The 24,621-nt window shown below is 62.3% G+C and carries 6 protein-coding genes; 3 read left to right on the top strand and 3 right to left on the bottom strand.

Annotated features, from left to right (window positions below):
- The first annotated feature begins 20 nt into the window (after positions 1–20).
- Positions 21–881 carry a formylglycine-generating enzyme family protein gene (locus BM70_RS0108915; RefSeq protein WP_025855683.1) on the top strand — a complete coding sequence of 287 codons (861 nt, stop codon included), beginning with the start codon at positions 21–23 and terminating at the stop codon, positions 879–881.
- Positions 882–1,038: 157 nt separating this feature from the next.
- Here BM70_RS0108915 and BM70_RS0108920 read toward each other — a convergent pair whose 3' ends face one another.
- Positions 1,039–1,869 (bottom strand): N(5)-hydroxyornithine transformylase PvdF, encoded by an 831-nt coding sequence (locus BM70_RS0108920; protein ID WP_025855684.1) that lies wholly within the window; start codon positions 1,867–1,869, stop codon positions 1,039–1,041.
- Positions 1,870–2,069: 200 nt separating this feature from the next.
- Here BM70_RS0108920 and BM70_RS0108925 point away from each other — a divergent pair, with 200 nt between their 5' ends.
- Positions 2,070–3,722 (top strand): cyclic peptide export ABC transporter, encoded by a 1,653-nt coding sequence (locus tag BM70_RS0108925; RefSeq protein WP_025855685.1) that lies wholly within the window; start codon positions 2,070–2,072, stop codon positions 3,720–3,722.
- A 154-nt stretch (positions 3,723–3,876) separates the two neighbouring features.
- Entirely contained in the window at positions 3,877–6,258 is a 2,382-nt protein-coding gene (locus BM70_RS0108930; protein ID WP_043274192.1) for a TonB-dependent siderophore receptor, read from the top strand.
- Between the two features lie 152 nt (positions 6,259–6,410).
- Here the strand turns inward: BM70_RS0108930 and BM70_RS0108935 are convergent, their stop codons facing one another.
- Both BM70_RS0108935 and BM70_RS0108940 read right to left on the bottom strand, forming a co-directional pair.
- Complete coding sequence (locus tag BM70_RS0108935; RefSeq protein WP_051556746.1) at positions 6,411–16,826, bottom strand: non-ribosomal peptide synthetase; 10,416 nt, start codon at positions 16,824–16,826, stop codon at positions 6,411–6,413.
- A 10-nt stretch (positions 16,827–16,836) separates the two neighbouring features.
- A complete protein-coding gene (locus BM70_RS0108940) occupies positions 16,837–24,618 on the bottom strand; it encodes a non-ribosomal peptide synthetase (RefSeq protein ID WP_025855688.1) in 7,782 nt (2,593 codons plus the stop codon).
- Between the last annotated feature and the right edge of the window lie 3 nt (positions 24,619–24,621).

A 24,621-nucleotide genomic window follows, 5' to 3' on the forward strand; every position in this document is an offset into this window, starting at 1 on the left:
ACGTTGAATGAGAGGACCCCATGAACAAACCCCTCACGGCATTGGCACTGACCGCCCTGTGCGGCGCCTTGTTGCCAAGCCTCGCCCAGGCCGCCGCGCCACAACCCGGCAAAGTGTTCAAGGACTGCAAGGACTGCCCGGAAATGGTGGTGCTGCCCGCTGGCACCTTCACCATGGGCACACCCGAGGGTGAAGTCGGCCGCGAGCCGGATGAAGGCCCGATGCACGACGTGACCTTCGCCAAGCCGTTCGCCATGAGCCGCTTCCATATCACCGCCGGCGAATGGGACAGCTACATCCGCCAGACCGGCGTGAAAATCGCCGACGGCGACACCCGCCCCGGCCGCGAATGCATCGCCAGCAAGCCGCGCTACCCTCAGGGCCCGCGCCAGCCGGCGGTGTGCATGGACATGGACGACATCAAGCAGTACGTGGCCTGGCTGTCGAAAAAAACCGGCCAGCAGTACCACATGGTCAGCGAAGCCCAACGTGAATACGCCGCGCGTGCCGGGTCTACCGGGCCGTTCCCCTTCCCGTTCGATGAGGGCAAGGACTACAGCATCGCCAAGCACGCCAACACCTATGGCCCGGCCGATGGGTACAGCTATTCGTCACCGGTCGGCAGCTATCCACCGAACGCTTTCGGCATGTACGACATGCATGGCAACGTCTACGAACGAGTGGCCGACTGCGAACACCCCAACTACGTCGGCGCGCCCACTGACGGCAGTGCGTGGATGACGCCGAACTGCGAGGGCTACATGATTCGCGGCAATGACTGGGGTGAAGCGCCGGTGTTCTCGCGCTCGGGTAACCGCAACACCATCTACCCGCAGACGCGGGGGGATTGGATCGGCTTCCGCGTCGTGCGCGACCTCTAATAACGCCAGAGATCCAATGTGGGTTGGGCTTGCTGTGGTGAGCAGGCTTGCCCTGCGCGGGGCTGCGAAGCAGCCCCATTAGATCTGCGGTGAACCCGTCGGGGGACAAGCCCCACTCACCACAGCAAGCCCGCACACATTTTCAACCGTGCCCGCTTTAGATTGCCTGCTTTGCCAGCAACGCCAACCCTTCATGCAACGCCGGGAACAGGCTGTTGTTGAAGTTGTTCCAGCGCAGTTCGAGGATGGTATCGTCCGGCGAGATCTCGGTCTTGAGCACGTCGTGGAACACTTCGCCCGAATCGATGCCGTTGTCCACGTAGTGGAACGAGGCGCCGGTGAGGTAAAGCGGTTCCGAAGGCGTCGTGGCCTTGGTGGCCCAGTCCGTGACGTTCAACCCACGCGCACCGTACAGGGCGTTCCAGGTCGCATAGGCGCCCCGGCGCTCGTAAGGTGACTCGATGCGAGTGATCCCTGGGTGGATGTTCATGATGCGACGGGCAAACGGCGCACCGGGACGCACCAGCTCATCGAGAATCACCAGCAATCCGTCCAGCACCACGATGTCGGCCTTCAGCTCCACCAGCGTGTCGTGCAGGCGGCGTTCGAAATCCTGCTTGCCGGCGATGTGTTCCGCACTGCCCCGTGGCAGGCGCCGATAGGTGGACGGCACGCTCAGCAGCAAATCATTGACCAGGCGTCCCTGCACACGCAGATCGGCCGGATACAGCCACTGGCGCCCCGGCTGGTAGGCAAAACCGTAGTCACGGACCAATTGCTGGTCACGCGGGTTCTGCTCGTCATCGTCGTACACCACCCCCACCAGGTTGTACGCCTCGCCCAGCTGCGTGTCGTTCAGCGCCCCCGCCAGGGATTCCAGCACCGACATCATGTAGCGCTCGTGGTCCTTGTAGGCCACCGGCTGCCCGGCCTTGTCGGCAGCGGCATTGCGCAGGGACCACACGTACACCAGGTTCTTTTTCGTCATTGTCTCGCTCTCGCTGGATAGATCAGGCACGCGCCAATACGCGTGCGCCTACACCACAAGAACGAACCAGGCCCTGCCCGATTTATCGATCACCGCCACCGCCGGGCACGCCGAGCTAAATAGTCGCGCCAATCCTTCGTTTGTCATGGGTAAGGGTCTGTGTGCCCAGCCCCCTCTTTTTCATTTTCCGGGAAGTATTTATGACCGACCCCAAGCGCGGCGCCTTCAACGGTTTGCTCGCATTGCTCAGGCCCTTTCGCACCATTGTGATCGTTTCCGTCGCCCTGGGCATGGCCGGCGGCCTGGCCATCACGTTGTTGCTGGCGACCATCAATAACGCCCTGCACTCTTCCACCGGGATGACGCAGGGAGTGATCCTGACGTTTGCGGCGTTGTGCGTGTTGGCGCTGACCAGTTCGATCGTCTCCGATATCGGCACCAACTATGTGGGCCAGCGGATTATCGCCGCCCTGCGCAAGGACCTCGGTGAAAAGGTGCTGTCAGCGCCCATCGAACAGATTGAGCAGTATCGCTCCCACCGGTTGATTCCGGTGCTGACCCACGACGTCGACACCATCAGCGATTTTTCCTTCGCGTTCACCCCGCTGGCCATCGCCACCACCGTCACCCTCGGGTGCCTGGGCTACCTGGCGTACCTCTCGGTGCCGATGTTCCTGATGATGATCGTCGCCATCGTGATTGGCAGCAGCGTGCAGTTCATCGCCGGGCACAAGGGTATCCGCGGCTTCGACGAGGCCCGCGACCAGGAAGACGAACTGCAGCGCTACTACTCCGCGATTGCCTCGGGCGCCAAGGAGTTGCGTATCCACCGCCCTCGCCGCTATCGCATGAACACCCACCGTATCCAGGAAACCGCCGACCGCATCAGCGATATCCAGGTGCGCTCGGTGAACATCTACATCGTCGCCAAGACCTTCGGCTCGATGCTGTTCTTCGTGGTCATCGGCCTGGCCCTCGCCATGCAGGCCTACAACCCCAACCCGGACCCGGCGGTGATCACTGGCTTCGTGCTGGTGCTGTTGTACATGAAAGGCCCGCTGGAGCATGTAGTGGGTTACTTGCCGATCATCGGCAAGGCGCGGATTGCCTTTGCGCGCATCACCGAGCTGTCCGACCGCTTCTCCTCCCCCGAACCGCACCTGCTGATGGATGGCAGCGAAGCACCCACGCCGGTGGTCAACAGCCTGGAATTGCGCGGCGTGACGTACAGCCCGCCGCCGGTGGAAGGCAGCCAGCCGTTCCATCTTGGGCCGATCAACCTGAGCATCCAGCAGGGCGATATCGTGTTTATCGTCGGCGAAAACGGCTGCGGCAAGACCACCCTGATCAAGCTGTTGCTGGGCCTGTATCAACCCCACGCCGGGGAAATCCGCCTCAACGGCGAAACCGTGACCGACCCGGCACGCGACGACTACCGCCAACTGTTCACCACGGTATTCGCCGACTACTACCTGTTCGATGACCTGGTCCAGGGCAGCGCCACGCAGTCGCTGGACAGTGCCGCCAAGTACCTGGAACGCCTGGAAATCGCGCACAAGGTCAGCGTCAAGGACGGCGTGTTCAGCACCACCGACCTCTCCACTGGCCAGCGCAAACGCCTGGCCCTGGTGAATGCCTGGCTGGAAGAACGCCCGGTACTGGTGTTCGACGAATGGGCCGCGGACCAGGACCCGGCCTTCCGCCGCGTCTTCTATACCGAGCTGCTGCCGGACCTCAAGCGCCTGGGCAAGACCATCATCGTGATCAGTCATGACGACCGCTATTTCGATATTGCCGATCAGTTGGTGCGCTTGAGTGCCGGCCAGGTGGTGCATGAAATGGAACCCGCGTGAATTTCTTTTCCGGTTTCTGCAGGTAGGAACGTCTCACTAGTGGTAATGAGAACCAACCACAACAAATATTTATAATCTGCCCACTAAATATCTAGAAGAGAATTCACCCATGCCAGCAACATTTGGTCTGAGTCCCTTGAGCAAGGCACTCTCCATGCGCCGCCTCTTGAACACCCGCGTACTACCAGGCGCTATTGCCGTTGCGCTGACGCTGCCAGTGGCAGGTTATGTTCAAGCGCAGGAGATCGAGCTGAATGTCCCCGCACAGTCGCTGGGTAGCGCTCTTCAAGAATTTGGTAAGCAGGCCAACCTGCAAGTGCTGTACAGCCCGACTGACGTCGAAGGTAAGCGCAGCCACAAGGTCAAGGGCAAGTTGCAGCCTGGCCAAGCCATGACGACCCTGCTGACCGGCACCGGCGTCGACTTCGACCTGCAGGGCAACACGATGACACTGACTGCCGGCCGCTCGTCCGCCCTGGAGCTTGGCGCCACCCAGGTGACCGCCAACCAGCTCGGCACCATCACCGAGGGCTCCGGCTCCTACACTCCCGGTACCATTGCGACCGCGACCCGCATGGTGCTGACGCCACGGGAGACGCCGCAATCGATCTCGGTGGTGACCCGCCAGGCCATGGATGACTTCAACCTCAAGTCGATCGACGACGTGATGCGCCATACCCCCGGCATCACCGTCGCCGCGTATGACAGCGAACGGACCAGCTATTTCTCCCGTGGTTTCGCCATCCAGAACTTCCAGTACGACGGCATTCCAATCCTGCAGGATGCCCAGTATTCGTCCGGCCACACCTTGACCGACACGGTGATCTACGATCGCGTCGAGGTGCTCAAAGGCGCTACCGGCCTGCTGACAGGTGCCGGTGGCCCTGGCGGTACCATCAACATGGTACGCAAGAAGCCAACCTCGGAATTCAAGGGCTACGTCGACCTGGGCGCCGGTTCCTGGGATAACTACCGCTCGGAAGTCGACGTCAGCGGTCCGCTCACAGAGTCCGGTAACGTGCGCGGTAGGGCTGTGGCGGCCTACCAGGACAAACACACATTCCTCGATCACTACCAGCGCAAGACCAGCGTGTACTACGGCATTCTGGAATTCGATCTGGCACCAGATACGCTGCTGACCGTCGGTGGCGACTATCAGGACAGCGACCCGCAAGGCTCCAGTTGGTCAGGCTCAGCCTCGCTGTATGACTCCGAGGGCAACCGCATCAGCACCCCGCGCTCGTTCAACAACGGTGCCAAATACAGCAAGTGGGCACAGTACACCCGTACTGGCTTCGCGACCCTGGAACACACTTTCGATAACGGCTGGGTCGGCAAGGCGCAGTACAACCACCAGATCAACGGCTATAAGGCTCCGTTGTCCGCCCTGCTGGCGCCGAACGCGACCACCGGCAAGGCCTCGCTGCTCACGCGCACCTACAATGGCGAGACCACCAGCGACACAGGCGACCTGTACGCCACCGGGCCTTTCAGCCTGTTCGGCCGCGACCATGAGCTGGTAGTCGGTGCATCGGTCTCGCGTTCCCGCTGGCTGGGCCGCGACTACACCAACGCCACCAACTACAACAACAGCCACGACTACTTCGATTGGGACGGCGACGCACTCAAGCCTGACCGCGGCCCACAGACCAAGCGCAACGATGAACTCACCCGCCAAAGCGCCCAGTACATCACCGGCCGCTTCAGCCTGGCCGATGACTGGCACCTGATCCTGGGTACCCGCGTCAACAACTACGAAGTCAGCGGCACCAGCCAGGTCAAGGACACCGGCAAGGTCGTGCCTTACGCCGGTATCACCTACGACTTCACCGAGAACCTCTCGGCTTATGCCAGCTTCACCGAGATCTACCTGCCCCAGGACGACTACCGCGACCGTAACAACAAGCCGATCGAGCCGGATGAAGGCAAGAACTACGAGGTCGGCTTCAAAGGCGAGTTCTTCGACGGACGCCTCAACGCCAGCCTCGCCTACTTCGAAGTGCACGAGAAAAACCGTGCCATCGACGACAATGACTATATTCCCGACAGCTACCCAGGCCTTGACTATGCGTCCAAGGGCACCGAGGCGAAGACCAAGGGCTACGAAGCGGAAATCTCCGGCGAGCTGGCACCCGGCTGGCAACTGCAGGCGGGTTACACGCACAAGATCATGCGCGACAAAGACGGTGAAAAACTCTCAACCTGGGAGCCGGAAGACCAAGTCAACATCTACACCAGCTACAAGCTGACCGGCGCCCTGGACAAGCTCACCCTGGGCAGCGGCGTGCGCTGGCAAGGCACGGGCTGGAAGCTGCTGACGAACAACTACACTACAGGTTCTCAGGATAACTTCTCCCAGGATCCGCTGTGGCTGGTGGACCTGATGGCCCGTTACCAAGTCACCGACAACGTATCGGCCAGCCTCAATGTCAACAACGTCTTCGACAAGAAGTACTACACCAACATCGGCTTCTACAACTCGGTTTACTACGGTGACCCGCGTAACATCATGCTCAGTACCCGCTGGAACTTCTGATGCGTAGAACCTAGACGCACCACTCCAAGCCCCTGGTCATGCGCAATGACCAGGGGCTTTTTAGTGCCTGCACACCACCTGCGCCTGCGCGCAAGCCAGGCAAAAAAAAGCCCCTGGCCATTGGGCCAGGGGCGTTGGGTTGACGTTGACCGCTACTTCATTGCATCGGCGAAGCTCTGTACGAACGCGGCGTTATCGATGATGCGATCGTGGGTGGAATCGATCATGACTGACTGCTGTATGCATGCGCTGCCCACCACCTGCTGCATGGTCGCCTCGATCAACTGGCGATGCTGTCCCGCACGGCTCCCGGCAGCCCACCAGCAACTGATCGGCGCCTTGAGCGGCTTGAAGTCGGCATCCTTGAGCCGCTGGCCCAAGGTGCGATCCAGCTCCCAGGAAATCTGCGCTTCATCACCCTCGAGCAAGGTGGCCTTGATTTCCCGAAACGTCTCACCCAACGCGTCGTCAGCCCAGGCACCCAGCGCCTGCCATTGCTGCCCTTCATCGCTGGAGAGCACCTGGCTGTCCAGCCAGGCGGAGTGGATTTGCTGGCTCGAGGCGGGAAACATCACCTGCAACAGTTCAACACGGCGCTGGTTGACCGACAATTCAACGTCATCAGCAATGACCGCCGCGTCCCAGTAAGCCTTCAGCCAGTATGGTGGCGAGGCATCGATCCAACCGACAACTTCCACCTCGCGCCCGGCTTGCTCCAATGCATAGGCAACTTCCATGGCCAGGTTACCGCCCATGGACCAGCCGGCGAGGCGATAGCGGCCCTCGGGCAAGGCATCGAGCAACTGTGCGGTGTAATCCTCGACCATCGCTTGCCAGCTCGGTACTGCACTGCCCTGCTCCGCCAGCGCGCGGCAGATCACCCCCATCACCGGTCGCTGCTCGCGCAGGGCCAAGCCGATGGCCTTGTAACAATGCACCGAGCCGTAGCTTGGGTGGAACAGGAACAGCGGCGTACCTTGCGTCTGGCTGTTGAGCTTGACGATCAGAGAGTGCCCTGCACCGTTACCCAGGCAGCTCACCTGCCCTGCGACCGTCGGGTTAAGCATCAACTGGCTGACCGACAGCGACCTGCCGGTGGCCTTGCGGATACGCTCCCGGAGCATCAGCACCAGCAGCGAATGACCACCCAGCTCAAAGAAGTTGTCAGCCAGGCCAACGCGCTCGACGTCCAGTACCTCACCCCAGATCGTTGCCAGACATTGCTCCAACTCGGTCTGCGGCGCACGAAACGCCTGCGTGTGCTGACCTGCATCGGGCTTGGGCAATGCCTTGCGGTCCAGCTTGCCATTGGGACTCAGGGGCATCTGCTCCAGCAGCACCCACTGCGCCGGCACCATATAGTCGGGCAAGTGCGCAGCCAGGTGCGCACTCAGCGGCTCGCGCCAGTTATCACCCGGCGCTTGCAACACCAAGTAGCCGACCAGGTGCCTGCCATCGACAACCTGCACCGACGCCTCCTGCACGTCATCGGTTTCGAGGATGCGCGCTTCAATTTCACCCAGTTCAATACGCAGGCCACGCAACTTGACCTGATGATCCAGGCGCCCGAGGTATTCGATGACACCATCGACGCGCTGGCGTACGCGGTCGCCGGTACGATACAAGCGCGCTCCCGGCTCGAACGGCGAGGCAATGAAACGCTCGGCCGTCAGCCCGGGACGGCGATGGTAGCCACGCGCCAGACCGATGCCACCCAAGTACAACTCGCCTGCTACACCTACGGCTACTGCTTGCAACTGTGCATCCAGCACATAGGTCTGCAAATTGGCAATGGGTTGGCCAATAGGTACTGTATCGCGGCCCTCTTCGACGCAAGTCCAATGGGTCACGTCGATGGCGGCTTCAGTCGGACCGTACAGGTTGTACAAGCCGGCGGCGGGCAATTTGGAGAATACCTGTTGCTGGGCATCCGCCGGCAGCGCTTCACCGCTGCACACAATGCGTCGCAAACAGTGGCAACTGGACACTGCTGCATCCTGCAAGAACGCCTGCAACATCGACGGAACAAAGTGCAGCGTCGTCACCTGCTCGGCATTGATCAGCGCCACCATCCTGGCGGGGTCGCGGTGATCACCCGGCGCTGCGACCACCAGACGCGCGCCGGTCATCAGCGGCCAGAAAAACTCCCACACCGACACATCGAAACTGAACGGGGTCTTCTGCAAGACCGTATCACTGGCGGTCAGGGCATAGGCTTCCTGCATCCAGCACAGTCGGTTGACCAGTGCCGAATGGCGGTTGCCCGCCCCCTTGGGCTGGCCGGTTGAGCCGGAGGTGTAGATCACGTAAGCGAGGTTTTCACCATCCAGCACGATGCCAGGATTGGTGTCGGGGTAACGCTCGAACGTCGACTCCCCCAGCACCAGGCACTCGACGCCTTGGGCAATCGGTAGCTGTTCCAGCAAATGGGATTGGGTCAGCAGCAGCTTCACACCGCTGTCTTCAAGCATGTACGCCAAGCGCTCACGCGGGTAGTCCGGGTCCATTGGCACATAGGCGCCGCCGGCCTTGAGCACAGCCAACAAGCCGACCACCATTTCGATAGAACGCTCCACGACCAGCCCGACCAACACGTCAGGGCCGACGCCGGCATGGATCAGTCGATGGGCCAACTGATTGGCGCGCCGGTTCAACTCGGCGTAGCTCAGACGCTGTGCGCCAAAAACGAGTGCCGGGGCATCCGGGGTCTGCGCAACCTGCGCTTCGATCAAGTGATGCACCGGCTGCCGCGGATAGTCGCGCGTGGTGGCATTCCATTGATCTACCAAGACCTGCTGTTCGGAAGGATCCAGCAGCGGCAACTGGCTGACGCGCTGCTGCGGATCTTTGAGCATGCCCTGCAGCAGGTTCTGCCAATGAGCCAGCATGCGCTTGAGAGCGGCTGGCTCAAACAAGTCGGTAGCGTAAGTCAGGGTGGCGTGGATGCCATCCGCCGAGGCCTGGGTGTCCAGGCTCAGGTCGAACTGCGCGGTTTGGCTGCCCCAGTCCAGTCCTTCTACACGCAAGTCGGGCAATGACTGCCCCGGAGTCATCAGTCCAGCATCGCTTTGGTGGTTGAACATCACTTGGAACAGCGGGTTATGGCTCAGGCTGCGCTCCGGTTGCAGGGCTTCCACCAACTGTTCGAACGGGAGGTCCTGATGGCTCTGGGCATCCAGGCTACGGCGCTTGACCTGCTGCAACAGCTGGCCGACGGAGATCTGACCGTCGATATCCGCCTTGAGCACTTGAGTGTTGACGAAGAAACCGACAAGACGCTCCACCTCAATCCGATTGCGGTTGGCGACCGGAACACCGATGCGGATGTCTTGCTGACCACTGTAGCGGTACAACAGGCTCTGGAAAGACGCCAGCAACACCATGAACAACGTGACGCCCTCACGCTGGGCCAAGGCATTGAGCCCGGCCGAGAGCGCTTCTGGCAATTCAAGTTGCAGGCTCGCACCGCGATAGCTTTGCACCGCTGGCCGCGCGTGCGCGGTGGGCAGTTCGAGCATCGGCTGTTCGCCGCCGAGCAACTGTCGCCAATACGCCAATTGACGCTCGCGCTCGCCCGTCGCCATCCATTGGCGCTGCCAGTGCGCGTAATCGGCGTATTGCAGTGCCAGTTCCGGCAACTGCAGCGTCTGGCCTTGGCTGTTGGCGGCATACAGCTGCACCAGCTCATCGACCATCACTTGCATCGACCAGCCATCGCTCACGATGTGGTGCTGCACCAGCACCAACACATGTTCATCGTCGGCCAGGCGCAGCAAGGTAACGCGTAGCAGCGGGCCAGCCTGCAAGTCGAATGGCCGGGCAATTTCGGCTTCTACCTGCTGTTGGAGGTTGGCGCCGTCGGCATCCGCCCGCGCGATTTCCAGTGTGGTCGCTGGGCGAACCCGTTGAAACGCGCGCTCGCCATCCTGATACACCTGGGTACGCAAGCTCTCATGGCGCGCCACCAGAGCGTCGAAGCTGCGCTGCAGGGCACGCTGGTCCAGACGCCCGTTCAGGCGCAACACACTGGGAATATGATAAGCCGCGCTGTGCGGGTCCAATTGCCAAAGGAACCACTGGCGTTCCTGGGCGAACGACAGTGCCAACGGTTGGTCACGCCCGACCGCCAGCATCGGCGGAGCCGACCTCTGGTCCGTCGCCTGCAAGGCCAGTACGAAGCCTTCCAACTGAGGCTGCTCGAACAGGGTGCGCAGGGCGACCTCCCGCGCCAGCAACTGCCGCACGCGAGAAATCACCTGCATGGCCAGCAATGAATGGCCGCCCAGCTCGAAGAAGTGATCGTTCAGGCCGATACGCTCAGCCCCCAGCACCTGCGCCCAGATCGCCGCAACCTGCCGCTGCAACGGCGTCACCGGCTCCACCCAAACACCTTGCGATTGCGCCGTATCCGGCTGCGGCAGGCCCTTGCGGTCCAGCTTGCCGTTGGGGGTCAGCGGCATCTGGGCCAGGAACATGAAGTGCGCCGGCACCATGTAATCCGGCAGATTGATTTTCAGCGCGCGGCGCAAGGTTTCGCGAAACCCGGTTTCGTTGGCCAACGGGCCATCGGCCGGAACCACATACGCGACCAGTTGCTTGCCGGTCGGGCTGTCCTGGGCAATGACCACGGTTTCGCCCACGTTGTCCAGCTCGCGCAGGCGCGCTTCGATTTCGCCCAGTTCGATGCGGAACCCACGGATTTTCACCTGATGGTCGACACGACCGAGATAATCCACCACGCCATCCGGACGCCCACGGGTCAGGTCGCCGCTGCGGTACACGCGGCTACCCGGTTTGCCGAATGGGTCCGGCACAAAGCGCTCGGCAGTCAGTGCCGGGCGCTCAAGATACCCACGGGCCACGCCTTCGCCCCCCAGGTACAACTCGCCGGCCACGCCAATCGGTTGCAGGTTGAGTTGCGAATCCAGCACGTAGCCGCTGCGGTTGCCCAGCAGCGTGCCAATCGGTGCGTAGACGGCGCCGCACGGATCACCCTTGCGTGCTTTCCACAGCAGTGGCGTGACCACAGTTTCGGTCGGGCCGTAGCCGTTGAACAGGTAGGTCGGCTTGAGTGCACGCCAGGCCAAGTCATAGCTGGCCTGGGCGACGGCATCACCGCCGAAGCAGTACACACGAACCTTCGGCGGGTTGCCGTCACGCTCGGCATGCTCGGCCAGTTGCTGCAGGTACACCGGTGGGAACACCGCCATGGTCACGTTGTGGCGATGCATTTGCTGGTAGGTGTATTCCGGCAGCCACAGGCTGTCGTCCCGAATCAGCACGCTGGCGCCGTTGATCAACGGGTGCATCCAGCCTTCGTGAGAACCGTCGAAGGCAAAGGACATGAAGTGCAGTTCGCAATCGGCCGGCGAGGTTTCATAACGCTCGCCGGTGGCGACGATGTGGGCCACCAACGGGCCGTGGGACACCGCCACGCCCTTGGGCATGCCGGTGGAGCCGGAGGTGTAGATCACGTAGGCCAGGTTATCGCCGTCCAGCTTCACGTCGGGCGCCGTATCGCTGTAGCCGGCCCATTCCTCGGTACGATCAATCGCCAGGCTATCGAGGCCGTCTGGGATCGGCAGTTGCTGCAACGCGCTGGTGTGGGTCAGCAGCAACTGCGCGCGGCTGTCCTGCATCATGTACAGCAGGCGATCGCGCGGGTATTCAATGTCCAGCGGCACGTAGACGCCACCGGCTTTCATCACCGCCAGGAACGCCACCATGATTTCGGCGCTGCGCGGCATGGCGATGGCCACGCGCACTTCGGGACCAACGCCACGGGCGATCAGCGCATGGGCCAGGCGGTTGGCCTGGCGGTCCAGCTCGCCGTAGGTCAGGGTTTGTGCGTCGAACTTCACCGCCACGGCATCGGGGGTTTCCCGGGCGCGGTCGGCCACCCGCTCGTGCACCAGGCGCTCGGCCGAGAAGCCGGCGTCGGTCTGGTTCCACAGCTGCAGGATGTGCTGTTGCTCATCCTGGCCCAGCAGGTTCAGTTGGCTGATGGGTTGCTGTTGGTCGGCAACCATCGCCTGCAGCAGGTTCTGCCAATGCCGCGCCATGCGCTCGATGGTAGAAGCCTCGAACAGATCGGTGGCATACCCCAGTGACGCCCAGAGCCCGTCCGCTCCCTCCTGAACATCCAGGTCCAGATCGAAATGTGCGGTACGCCGGTCCCACGCCAGTCCTTCGATGCGCAAACTGGCCAGTGACGGTGGCTCATCACCTGGACGCCCTTCGGCCTGGTGATTGAACATCACCTGGAACAATGGGTTGAGACTCAGGCTACGCTCGGGCTGCAAGGCTTCTACCAGTTGTTCGAAGGGCAGATCCTGGTGCGACTGGGCATCCAGCGCACGCTGTTTGACCTGGGCCAGCAACTGGGCAACGGTAGTTTGCTCATCGATCTCGGCCTTGAGCACCTGGGTGTTGACGAAGAAGCCGATCAGCCGTTCGGTCTCGACACGATTGCGGTTAGCGATCGGCACACCGACGCGAATATCCTGCTGGCCGCTGTAGCGGTGCAACAAAATCTGGAACGACGCCAGCAGCAACATGAACAGGGTCACGCCCTGTGCCTGGGCCAAGGCCTTGAGCTCGGCGGCCAGGGCGATTGGCAGCGGCACATCCAGCCGCGCACCGCGATGGCTCTGTTGCGCCGGACGCTGATGATCGAACGGCAACTCCAGCACCGGCTGCTCACCGCCGAGCAAGTCACGCCAGTAATCGAGCTGACGCGCTTTTTCCCCAGCCTCCATCCAGGCACGCTGCCACACGGCATAGTCCGCATACTGGATCGGCATATCCGGCAGTTGCGGCGCCTGGCCCTGGCTGAACGCGGCATACAACTTCACCAGTTCTTCGACCATCACCTGCATCGACCAACCATCGGACACGATGTGATGCTGCACCAGCACCAGCACATGATCGTCCTCGGCCAGGCGCAGCAAGGTCACACGCAGCAAAGGCCCTTGCTGCAAATCAAATGGACGGGCGATCTCGGCTTCGACCTGCTCCTGCAGATCAGCCTCTGCGATCGGGTCCAGCCTGATCGGCAAAGCAGCGTCAGGCCGAATCACCTGCAGCGCTCCGCTCGGTTGCTCCTGCACACAGGTGCGCAGACTTTCGTGACGGGCCACCAAGGCATCGAAACTGCGTTGCAGTGCCGAAATATCCAAAGCGCCCTTGAGGCGCAAGGCACTGGGGATATGGTACGCGGCACTGGAGGGGTCCAGTTGCCAGAGAAACCACTGGCGCTCCTGCGCGTAAGACAGCGGCAACGGTTGTTCGCGACCGATCGCGAGCAACGGTGGTACCTGCTCGCCTTCATGCACCTCCAAGGCTTGCAGAGCGGTGGCGAAACCTTCCAGACGCGGTTGCTCGAAAACCAGTTTCAGTGGCACTTCACGGCCCAATACATGGCGCAGGCGCGAGACTACCTGCATTGCCAAAAGCGAGTGCCCGCCCATTTCGAAGAAGTGATCGGCCAGCCCTACCCGTTCAGCCCCAAGAATGTCTGTCCAGACAGCGGCGACCTGTTGCTCCAGTTCCGTGACCGGGGCAACCCACACCTGTTGCGATTGGCTGGCCGCGGGTTTGGGCAGCGCCTGGCGATCCAGCTTGCCATTCGGGTTCAGGGGCATACGCTCAAGCAAGATCAGGTGCGCAGGCACCATATAGTCCGGCAGTTGTTCACGCAGGATCGACTTGAGCAGTTCGACGTCATGGCGCTCGCAAACCAGATATGCCACGAGCTGGTTATCGGCAGCCAATACCAAGGCCTCACGCACGCCGTCCTGCGCCAGCAGCAACGCTTCGATCTCTCCCAGCTCGATGCGAAAACCACGGATCTTCACCTGGTGGTCGACCCGGCCGACGTATTCGATGACACCATCGGCGCGGTACCGAGCCAGGTCTCCGGTGCGGTACAGGCGCTCGCCGGGTTCACCGAAAGGATCCGGTACAAAACGCTCGGCTGTCAGCACTGCGCGATTCAGATAGGCACGCGCCAAGCCGCATCTGCTACCGATATACAGCTCGCCCACGGCGCTCAACGGCGCCAGGTTCAAGTCGCGGTCCAGCACATACAGGGCGCGGCCCGGCAGCGAGCGGCCAATCGGGCTGGCAGTGGCGCCGATGGTTTCAGTACCGGACGTGCAATCCAGCACGCTCGATACCACCGTGGCTTCCGTCGGACCGTAAGTGTTGAGCAAACGCACATGGCCGAGACCGGCTTTCAACCATTGCGCTGGGCCGTCCAGCGGCATGGCTTCGCCGCCAATATGAATTTGACGCAATGCCCCGTAAGAGCGAGGGCCAGCGGCCAGGCAGTCGAGCAGGAACAGGTTCCAATAGGCGGTTGGCAAGTCGGCCAGGGTGATGCCCTGGGCAATAATTTCGTCGTACAGCCGCGCGCTGTCCCACAGTTCGGGGCCGCGCAGGACAACCGTGGCCCCATGGGTCAGGGCCGGGTACAACTGCTCGACAAACCCATCGAAGTTCAGGGTAGCGAATTGAAGCACCCGGTCTTCAGCGGTCAACTGCGAGTAACCGGCGGCAATACTGGAGAATTCGGTCAGCGCCGCATGGTTGATCGCCACGCCCTTGGGCTTGCCAGTGGAGCCCGAGGTGTAGATCACGTAGGCCAGGTTTTGCGCGGCAACGGCCACCTGCGGATCGCTTTCAGGGCACAGCGCCAGGCGTGCATCCGCCAGATCGACCGTCGCCATGCCTTCGGGCAATGGCATCGCCACATGGGCTTGGGTCAGCACCAGGCGCACGCCACTGTCTTCAAGCATATGCAACAGCCGCTCACGCGGGTATTGCGGGTCCAGCGGCACATAGGCGCCGCCGGCCTTGAGCACCGCCAACAGGCTGACCACCATGTCGAACGAGCGCTCGACCGCCACCCCCACCAGCACTTCCGGACCAATGCCTTGGTCGATCAGGTGATGGGCCAGACGGTTGGCCAGACGGTTCAGCTCGGCATAGCTGATGGACTGATTGTCCAGGCACAGGGCAATCGCATCAGGCCGTTGCCGGACCTGGGCCTGGAACAAGCCATGCACGCCCACGACGTCTTCAAACGCCGTGGCGCTGCTGTTCCAGTCTTGCAATAGCCTGCGTTGCTCGTCATCAACCAGCATCCCGAGCTGTGCAATACGATTGCCAACGCGCCCCACCACCGCCCGCAATAACATTTGCCAGTGCCCGGCCATCCGCCGCACCGTCGCAGCCTCGAACAGGTCGGTCGCATAGCTCAGCGAGGCCCAGATGCCTTCCGGAGATTCCTGGGTATCCAGGCTCAGGTCGAACTGCGCACTCTGGCTGTCCCACTCCAAAGCCTCCACGCCCAGGCCAGGTAACTGCTGCACGCCACGTGGCCCGCGGCCTTCGGCCTGGTGGTTGAACATCACCTGGAACAACGGGTTATGGCTCAGGCTACGCTCGGGCTGCAAGGCCTCCACCAACTGTTCGAACGGCAGGTCCTGATGACTTTGGGCCTCCAATGCACGTTGCTTGACCTGGGCCAGCAACTGGCTGAAGGTCATTTGTCCGTCGATGTCCGCCTTGAGCACCTGGGTATTGACGAAAAAGCCGATCAGCCGTTCGGTTTCCGCACGATTGCGGTTGGCAATCGGCACACCGACACGGATATCCGACTGCCCGCTGTAGCGATACAACAAGGTCTGGAAGGACGCCAGCAACAACATGAACAGCGTCACGCCTTCGCGCTGGGCCAACGTCTTGAGTCCGGTGACCAATGCCGCGTCCAGGCTCATATCGAGCCGGGCACCACGATAGCTCTGCACGGCCGGGCGCGGGTGATCCAGCGGGAGTTCCAGCACCGGTTGCTCACCGCCCAACTGCGCGCACCAATAGCCCAGCTGACGCTCTTTTTCGCCGGCCTCCATCCAGCTACGCTGCCACAAGGCATAGTCCGGGTATTGGATCGACAAATCCGGCAGACGCAAATCATGGCCTTGGCTGTACGCGACGTACGACTGCACCAGCTCGTCGACCATCACCTGCATCGACCAGCCATCGGAGACGATGTGGTGCTGCACCAACACCAACACGTGCTCATCGGGTGCCAACTGCAACAACTTGACCCGCAACAGCGGACCTTGTAGCAGATCGAAGGGCTTGGCGATTTCTGCTTGCACCAACCGTTCAAGCTGCGCGGCATCAGCGCTTTCAAAGGCGATTTCAAGCGACAACTCGGGCCTGACCACCTGCAGCACTTGGTCGACATCCTGATGCAAGTAAGTACGCAGGCTTTCGTGGCGGGCGATAAGGCTATCGAAGCTGCGCTGCAAGGCCGCCCGGTCAAGGCGACCTTTCAAGCGCAAGGCGCGCGGCAGGTGGTAAGCCGGACTCTGCGGCTCCAACTGCCACAAAAACCACTGCCGCTCCTGAGCATAAGAAAGCCGAAGGGGCTCACCTTCCTGGCGCTTGAAAACCGGGGCGATCTCAAACAGGTTGATGCCCTGCTGCTTGAGCATTACCGCCAACGCTTTCTTTTGTTGCGCCGAAAGTGACCCTACCGACTCGATTAATGCTTGCACGCCACGCCCCTCAGGAAATCAATTTATCCAAATCTTCTGCTGATAGACGTTTGAGGGCCTCCAAGGATTTAGCCAATGCGTCCTGCACCGGCGAATTATTTGTCTGCCGGGCAGCCACATGGGCGCTGAAATCAGCCAGGATCGGGGTGGTGAAGATCGATTTGACGTCGAATTCAGCGTGCAACTGCTCGCGCAGGCGCACCACCACCTGCGTAGCCAATAGGGAATGCCCGCCCAGCTCGAAGAAGTTGTCGTGCAGGCCCACGCGCTCAACGTCCAGCACTTCGGCCCAGATCGCAGCGATCTGTTGCTCCAACTCGCTCTGCGGGGCCACGTATTCCCGGGCTTGCAGGTTGGCGTCCACCTTCGGCAGCGCTTTGCGGTCCAGTTTGCCGTTGGGGCTCAGGGGCATCTGTTCCAGTAGCATCCACTGGGCCGGGACCATGTAGTCCGGCAGGTGTTGAGCCAGGTGCGCACCCAGCACATCGCGCCAGTCATCGCCGGCGTTGTGCAGCACCAGGTAGCCCACCAGGTATTTGCCGTCGACCGCCAGCACGGCGGCTTCACGGACCCAGTCGTGTTCCAGCAGGCGCGCTTCGATTTCGCCCAGCTCGATGCGCAGGCCGCGCAGCTTGACCTGGTGGTCGATACGCCCGGCGTATTCGATCACGCCATCTTCGCGATAACGCGCCAGGTCGCCGGTGCGGTACAGGCGTTCGCCTTTGACAAACGGGTGCGCGATAAAACGTTCGGCCGTCAGGGAAGGACGGCGGTGATAACCACGGGCCAGGCCAACGCCGCCCAGGTACAGCTCGCCCAGTACACCCACCGGCACCGGCTCGAAGTTGCTGTCGAGGATGTAGCACCCAAGGTTGGCAATCGGGCGGCCGATCGGCACCGCGTCGCGGCCTTCATCCACGCAGGTCCAGTGGGTCACGTCGATGGCGGCTTCGGTCGGGCCGTACAGGTTGTAGAGCCCGGCCTGCGGCAGTTTGGCGAACACTTGCTGCTGAGCGTCCACCGGCAAGGCTTCGCCGCTGCACACGATGCGGTGCAGGGTGTGACAGGTCGCCACCGTCGGGTCCTGCAGGAACGCCTGCAACATCGATGGCACAAAGTGCAGCGTGGTGACTTGTTCGGCATTGATCAGGCGAACCAGCTTGGCGGGGTCACGGTGATCTCCGGGCGCGGCGACCACCAGACGCGAGCCGGTCATCAATGGCCAGAAGAACTCCCACACCGATACGTCGAAGCTGAACGGGGTCTTTTGCAGCACCGTGTCACTGACATCCAGGCCATAGGCTTCCTGCATCCATTGCAGGCGGTTCAGCAATGCTGAATGACGGTTGCCCGCGCCTTTGGGCTGGCCAGTGGAACCAGACGTGTAGATCACGTAGGCAAGATTTTCGCCGTCCAGCACGATGCCAGGGTTGGCGTCGCTGTAGACCTCAAAGGCCGACTCGCCCAGCACCAGGCTGTCCAGGCCATCAGGGATCGGCAACTGATCAAGCAGATGCGCCTGGGTCAGCAGCAGTTTCACACCACTGTCGTCGAGCATATAGGCCAGGCGCTCACGCGGGTATTCCGGGTCCAGCGGCACGTAGGCACCACCGGCCTTGAGCACCGCCAGCAGGCCCACGACCATTTCGACGGAGCGTTCCACCGCCAGGCCCACCAGCACGTCCGGCCCCACGCCGGCTTCGATCAGGCGATGAGCCAGGCGGTTGGCGCGGCGGTTCAGTTCGGCATAGCTCAAGCGCTGCTCGGCAAACACCAGCGCCGCAGCGTCTGGCGTGCGCGCCACCTGCTCTTCAATCAGGTGATGCACGCAGTGTTGCAACGGGTAGTCGCGCGCCGTGGCGTTCCAATGGTGGACCACTTGTTGACGCTCAGCCGCATCGAGCATCGCCAGGTCGCCCAAACGCTGCTGGCCACCCTCAAGCATGGCGCGCAGCAGGTTGACCAGATGGCGGCCATAGGTGTGCATCGTGCCTGCACCGAAGTGTGCACGCGCAAAGCTGAACTGCACCGACAGCGTGTCACCGACGTCCACCAGCACCGTCAACGGGAAGCTGGTTTGCTCACGGGAGTCCGGCGGGCCAAAACGGATACTGCTGCCACCGCTCTGCTCCAGGGCCTTGGACACCGGGTAGTTCTCGAACACCAGGATGTTGTCGAACAAGGCCTCACCGCCCTGCCCGGCCCAACGCTGGATATCGTACAGCCCGGTGTGTTCATGCTCGCGCAAGGCCAGGTTCTGCGCCTGCACCGCCTGCAACCAGTCGGCCACGCGTTGCTGGCCATCTACTGCGCAGATCACCGGCAGGGTATTGATGAACAAGCCGATCTGCTGCTCCACTCCCACAAGGTCCGCTGGACGCCCGGCCACGGTGGCACCAAAGGCCACCACCGACTGCCCGCTATGGCGCTGCAACAGCACCAGCCATGCCGCCTGGATCAGGGTGTTGAGCGTGACTTTGTGGCTGCGCGCAAAGGCCTCGAGGCGTTCGGTCAGTGGGCGATCCAGGCTCAGTTGATGTTCGCCCTGCCCGTCTGCCGCCATCGGCTGACTGCTGCCCAGGCGGGTCGGTGCTTGCAGTGCACTCAACTGCTCGCGCCAGAAGGTTTCGGTCGCACTGGCATCACGCTGCTGCAACCAGCCGATGTACTCGCGATAGCGTCCGGCCGCTTCAGGCACCGCCGTTCCGGCGTAACGTTGCAACACTTCACCGAACAATCGCGAATTGCTCCAGCCGTCCATCAGGATGTGGTGGTGGGTATAGATCAACTCATGGCGTTGCTCGTCGGTGCGCACCAGCACCAGGCGCACCAGGGGTGCCTTGGCCAAGTCAAAACCCTGGCGACGCTGGGTTTCCTGCAGGTTTTGCAGCGCCAGCTCACGCTCCGGCTTCGCGCGCCAATCGAGGTGTTCGATCGGCAAACGGGCTTCGCGGTACACCACCTGGCACGGCCATTCCAGCTGGCCTTCCCAGAAGAACCCACTGCGCAACACGTCATGGGCTTGCACTGTGGCATCCCACGCTTGCTGGAATCGCGCCACATCCAGGCCCTCGGCGGTCACGCGGATCTGGTTGATGTAATCACCCGCCGCCTGTTCGTACAGGGTGTGGAACAGCATGCCCTGCTGCATGGGCGACAAGGTGTAGATGTCTTCAATGGCATCGGCCGCCAGCGGCAAGGACTCCAGTTGCTGTTGGTTCAAGCGCGACAACGGGAAATCGGAAGCCGTCACGCCACGGTTGCCCGGGGTGCAGCAGTGCTCGACCAACGCCGTGAGTTCGCGGGTAAACGCCTGGCTCAAGGCGTCGATCTGCGACGCCTCGAACATCAGCGGGCTGAAGGTCCAGCCCATGTGCAGTTCACCGCCGAACACCTGGCCGTTGAGCGTCAACCAGTTGCCCAGCGGCGCCTCGGGGCTCTGCTCGGCACCCGCGCTTTCTGGCGCTGGCACGAACAAAGCGTCTGGCTGATCAAAGCTGCCGTCGATCTGCCCCAGGTAGTTGAAGGTGATGCGTGGCACCGGCAACTCACTGAACGCCTGGCGCGTAGCGTCGTCGCCGAGGTAGCGCAGCGCGCCGAAACCCAGGCCTTTGTCGGGCACGGCGCGCAGTTGTTCCTTGATCTGCTTGATCGAGGTGGCAAGGGATTCGGCTGGGGTCAGGCGCACCGGGAACAGGCTGGTGAACCAGCCCAGGGTACGGGTCAGGTCGATATCGTCGAACAGGTCTTCACGACCATGCCCTTCCAGCTGGATCAGGCTGGAAGCCTGCCCCGTCCACTGGCAGATAACCCGCGCCAGGGCCGTCAGCAGCAGGTCGTTGATCTGGGTGCGATAGGCCGTAGGCGCCTGTTGCAGCAATTGCCGGGTGTGCTCGGCGTCCAGTTGGCTGACCACGGTCTGCGCCAGGCGGCCGGGGCGCGCACCTTGCGGATCTCGGCACGGCAGGTCGGTCGGCACGCCCTGGAGCTGTTGCAGCCAGAAGTGTTTTTCCGACTGCACGGCTTCGCTGCGGGCATGGGCCTGCAAACGCTCGGCCCAGGCCTTGAACGATGTGGTCTTGGCCGGCAACTGCTGGTGGCGATACAGGCTTTGCAGGTCTTCGAGGAACACCCGCCAGGACACGCCATCCACCACCAGGTGGTGCATGACCAGCAGCAGGCGCTGGGAACCGTCACCCATCTCGGCGAGTACCGCGCGCAGCAACGGGCCTTGTTGCAGGTCGAGGCTACGCTGGGCCCGCTCGCACAGGGTTTGCAGTTCGGCGGCGTCCTGCACGCTCGCTTGCCACAACAGATTGGCGGCCGGGGCATCGTGGCGTGCGGTCCAACCGTCGGCCTGTTGGCTGAAGCTCAGGCGCAGCACATCGTGGTGCCGGGTGAGCGCTTGCAGCGCAGCGTCCAAAGGCTCGGCCAGAAGAGGCTGGCGCGGCGTCAGCAGCAAGGACTGGTTCCAGTGGTGACGGTCCGGCAGGTCCATCTCGAAGAACAATTGCTGGAACGGCAGCAACGGTGTCTCGCCCTGCACCGGGCCCTGGTCGATCACTTGAGCCGTTTGCAACTGCGCCACGCGGGCCAGGCTGCGCACCGTTTGGTGCTGGAACAACGCCTTGGCAGTGAAATGGATACCGGCGGCACGGGCGCGGCTGACCACTTGAATGGAGATGATCGAGTCGCCGCCACGCTCGAAAAAGTTGTCGTTCAACCCCACTTGCTCGACGCCCAGCACGTCAGCCCAGATCGCGGCGATCTGTTGCTCCAGCGTACTTTGCGGCGCTTCGTAAGAGTGGGTGGCTTCGGGCTTGGGCAGGGCCTTGCGGTCCAGCTTGCCGTTGGGGCTCAGGGGCATCTGTTCCAGTAGCACCCACTGCGCCGGGACCATGTAGTCCGGCAGATGTTGAGCCAGGTGTGCACCCAGCACATCGCGCCAGTCATCGCCGGCGTTGTGCAGCACCAGGTAGCCCACCAGGTATTTGCCGTCGACAGCCAGCACGGCGGCTTCACGGACCCAGTCGTGTTCCAGCAGGCGCGCTTCGATTTCGCCCAGCTCGATGCGCAGGCCGCGCAGCTTGACCTGGTGGTCGATACGCCCGGCGTATTCGATCACGCCATCTTCGCGATAACGCGCCAAGTCGCCGGTGCGGTACAGGCGTTCGCCTTTGACAAACGGGTGCGCGATAAAACGTTCGGCCGTCAGGGAAGGACGGCGGTGATAACCACGGGCCAGGCCAACGCCGCCCAGGTACAGCTCGCCCAGTACACCCACCGGCACCGGTTCGAAGTTGCTGTCGAGGATGTAGCACCCAAGGTTGGCAATCGGGCGGCCGATCGGCACCGCGTCGCGGCCTTCATCCACGCAGGTCCAGTGGGTCACGTCGATGGCGGCTTCGGTCGGGCCGTACAGGTTGTAGAGCACGGCTTGCGGCAGTTTGGCGAACACTTGCTGCTGAGCGTCCACCGGCAAGGCTTCGCCGCTGCACACGATGCGGTGCAGGCTTTGGCAGCTCGACACCGCCGGGTCCTGCAGGAACGCCTGCAACATCGATGGCACAAAGTGCAGCGTGGTGACTTGTTCGGTATTGATCAGGCGAACCAGCTTGGCGGGGTCACGGTGATCTCCGGGCGCGGCGACCACCAGACGCGAGCCGGTCATCAATGGCCAGAAGAACTCCCACACCGATACGTCGAAGCTGAACGGGGTCTTTTGCAGCACCGTGTCACTGACGTCCAGGCCATAGGCTTCCTGCATCCATTGCAGGCGGTTCAGCAATGCTGAATGACGGTTGCCCGCGCCTTTGGGCTGGCCAGTGGAACCAGACGTGTAGATCACGTAGGCAAGATTTTCGCCGTCCAGCACGATGCCAGGGTTGGCGTCGCTGTAGACCTCAAAGGCCGACTCGCCCAGCACCAGGCTGTCCAGGCCATCAGGGATCGGCAACTGATCAAGCAGATGCGCCTGGGTCAGCAGCAGTTTCACACCACTGTCGTCGAGCATATAGGCCAGGCGCTCACGCGGGTATTCCGGGTCCAGCGGCACGTAGGCACCACAGGCCTTGAGCACCGCCAGCAGACCCACGACCATTTCGACGGAGCGTTCCACCGCCAGGCCCACCAGCACGTCCGGCCCCACGCCGGCTTCGATCAGGCGATGAGCCAGGCGGTTGGCGCGGCGGTTCAGTTCGGCATAGCTCAGGGTCGCCTCGTTGAAGCGCAACGCCGGGGCTTCCGGCTGCGTCAGCGCCTGGGCCTCGAACAGCTGATGCACCCAACGCCCTTGCGGATAGTCGCGCTCGGTGGCGTTCCACTCAGAGAGAATCTGCTCGCGCTCATGGGCGTTGAGTGTCGCCAGGTCCTGCAAAGGCAACGCGGTGTTCGCCACGGCGGCACGCAACAGGCTCAGCCAGTGCTCGGCCATGCGCGCCACGGTGGCGGCATTGAACAGGTCGGTGGCGTAAGTCAGGGAGGCCCAGATCGCGTCGCCGCTCTCCTGGGTGTCCAGGCTCAGATCGAACTGGGCGCTGTGGGTGTCCCATTCGAGGCTGGCCACGCGCAAGCCTGGCAGTTGATGCGCCGCTGCTTGAGTACTGGCCTGGTGATTGAACATCACTTGGAACAATGGGTTGTGGCTCAGGCTGCGTTCCGGCTGCAGCGCCTCGACCAATTGCTCGAAGGGCAAGTCCTGATGAGCCTGGGCTTCCAGCGCCCGGCGCTTGGTGTGCTGCAACAGTTGGGCGAAGCTCATCTGGCCGTCGAGGTCGGCCTTGAGCACTTGGGTATTGACGAAGAAACCAATCAGCGATTCGGTCTCGACACGGTTGCGGTTGGCAATCGGCACGCCGACGCGAATGTCCTGTTGACCGCTGTAGCGGTACAGAAAAGCCTGGAACGAGGCCAGCAGCAGCATGAACATCGTCACGCCTTCTCGCTGGGCCAGGGTTTTCAAGCCTGTAACCAGTGCTGGCTCCAGCGCGATGTCCTGGCGCGCGCCGCGAAAGCTCTGTTGCGCCGGGCGCGGCTGGTCGAACGGCAACTCCAGCACCGGCTGCGCGCCGCTGAGCAGTTCGCGCCAGTACGTCAGTTGACGGGCCTTCTCCCCCGCTTCCATCCAGCTGCGTTGCCACAGTGCGTAGTCGGCGTACTGGATCGGCAGCGGCGCCAATGCACAGTCCTGGCCCTGGCTGTAGGCGGCGTAGAGTTGCATCAGTTCCTGCACCATCACGCCCATCGACCAACCGTCGGAAACGATGTGATGCTGCACCAGTACCAGCACGTGTTCCTCTGCACTCACGGCGAGCAAGCTGACCCGCAGCAACGGACCTTGCTGCAAATCGAAGGGGCGGGCGATTTCGGCTTCGACGCGGGACTTGAGGTGTGCTTCGTCGACTGCACTTTCGGCGATCTCGATCACGCCGTGGGCCAGCACCTCCTGGGTACGATCCTCGGCGTCCAGGTGCAGGCGCGTGCGCAGGCTTTCATGGCGTGCCACGAGGGTGTCGAAACTGCGTTGCAGGGCAGCCTTGTCCAATTGGCCGCTCAGGCGCAAGGCGCCAGGGACGTGATAAGCGTCGCTGTCCGGGTCCAACTGCCAGAGAAACCACTGGCGCTCCTGGGCGTAGGACAACGGCAGCTTCTGGCCGTCCTCGCGGATCGAGGCAATCGGCAGTTGAGCGAAGCTCATGCCCCGGCTTTGCAGGCGCTGGTAAAACTGCTGGCGCTGTTCCAGAGGCAGGCGAAGAAAGCGCGAAACCAGATCGATATTAGGGTTGGAAAGCATGGT

This window comes from Pseudomonas sp. CHM02 (genome assembly GCF_000612585.1).
Taxonomy (GTDB): domain Bacteria; phylum Pseudomonadota; class Gammaproteobacteria; order Pseudomonadales; family Pseudomonadaceae; genus Aquipseudomonas.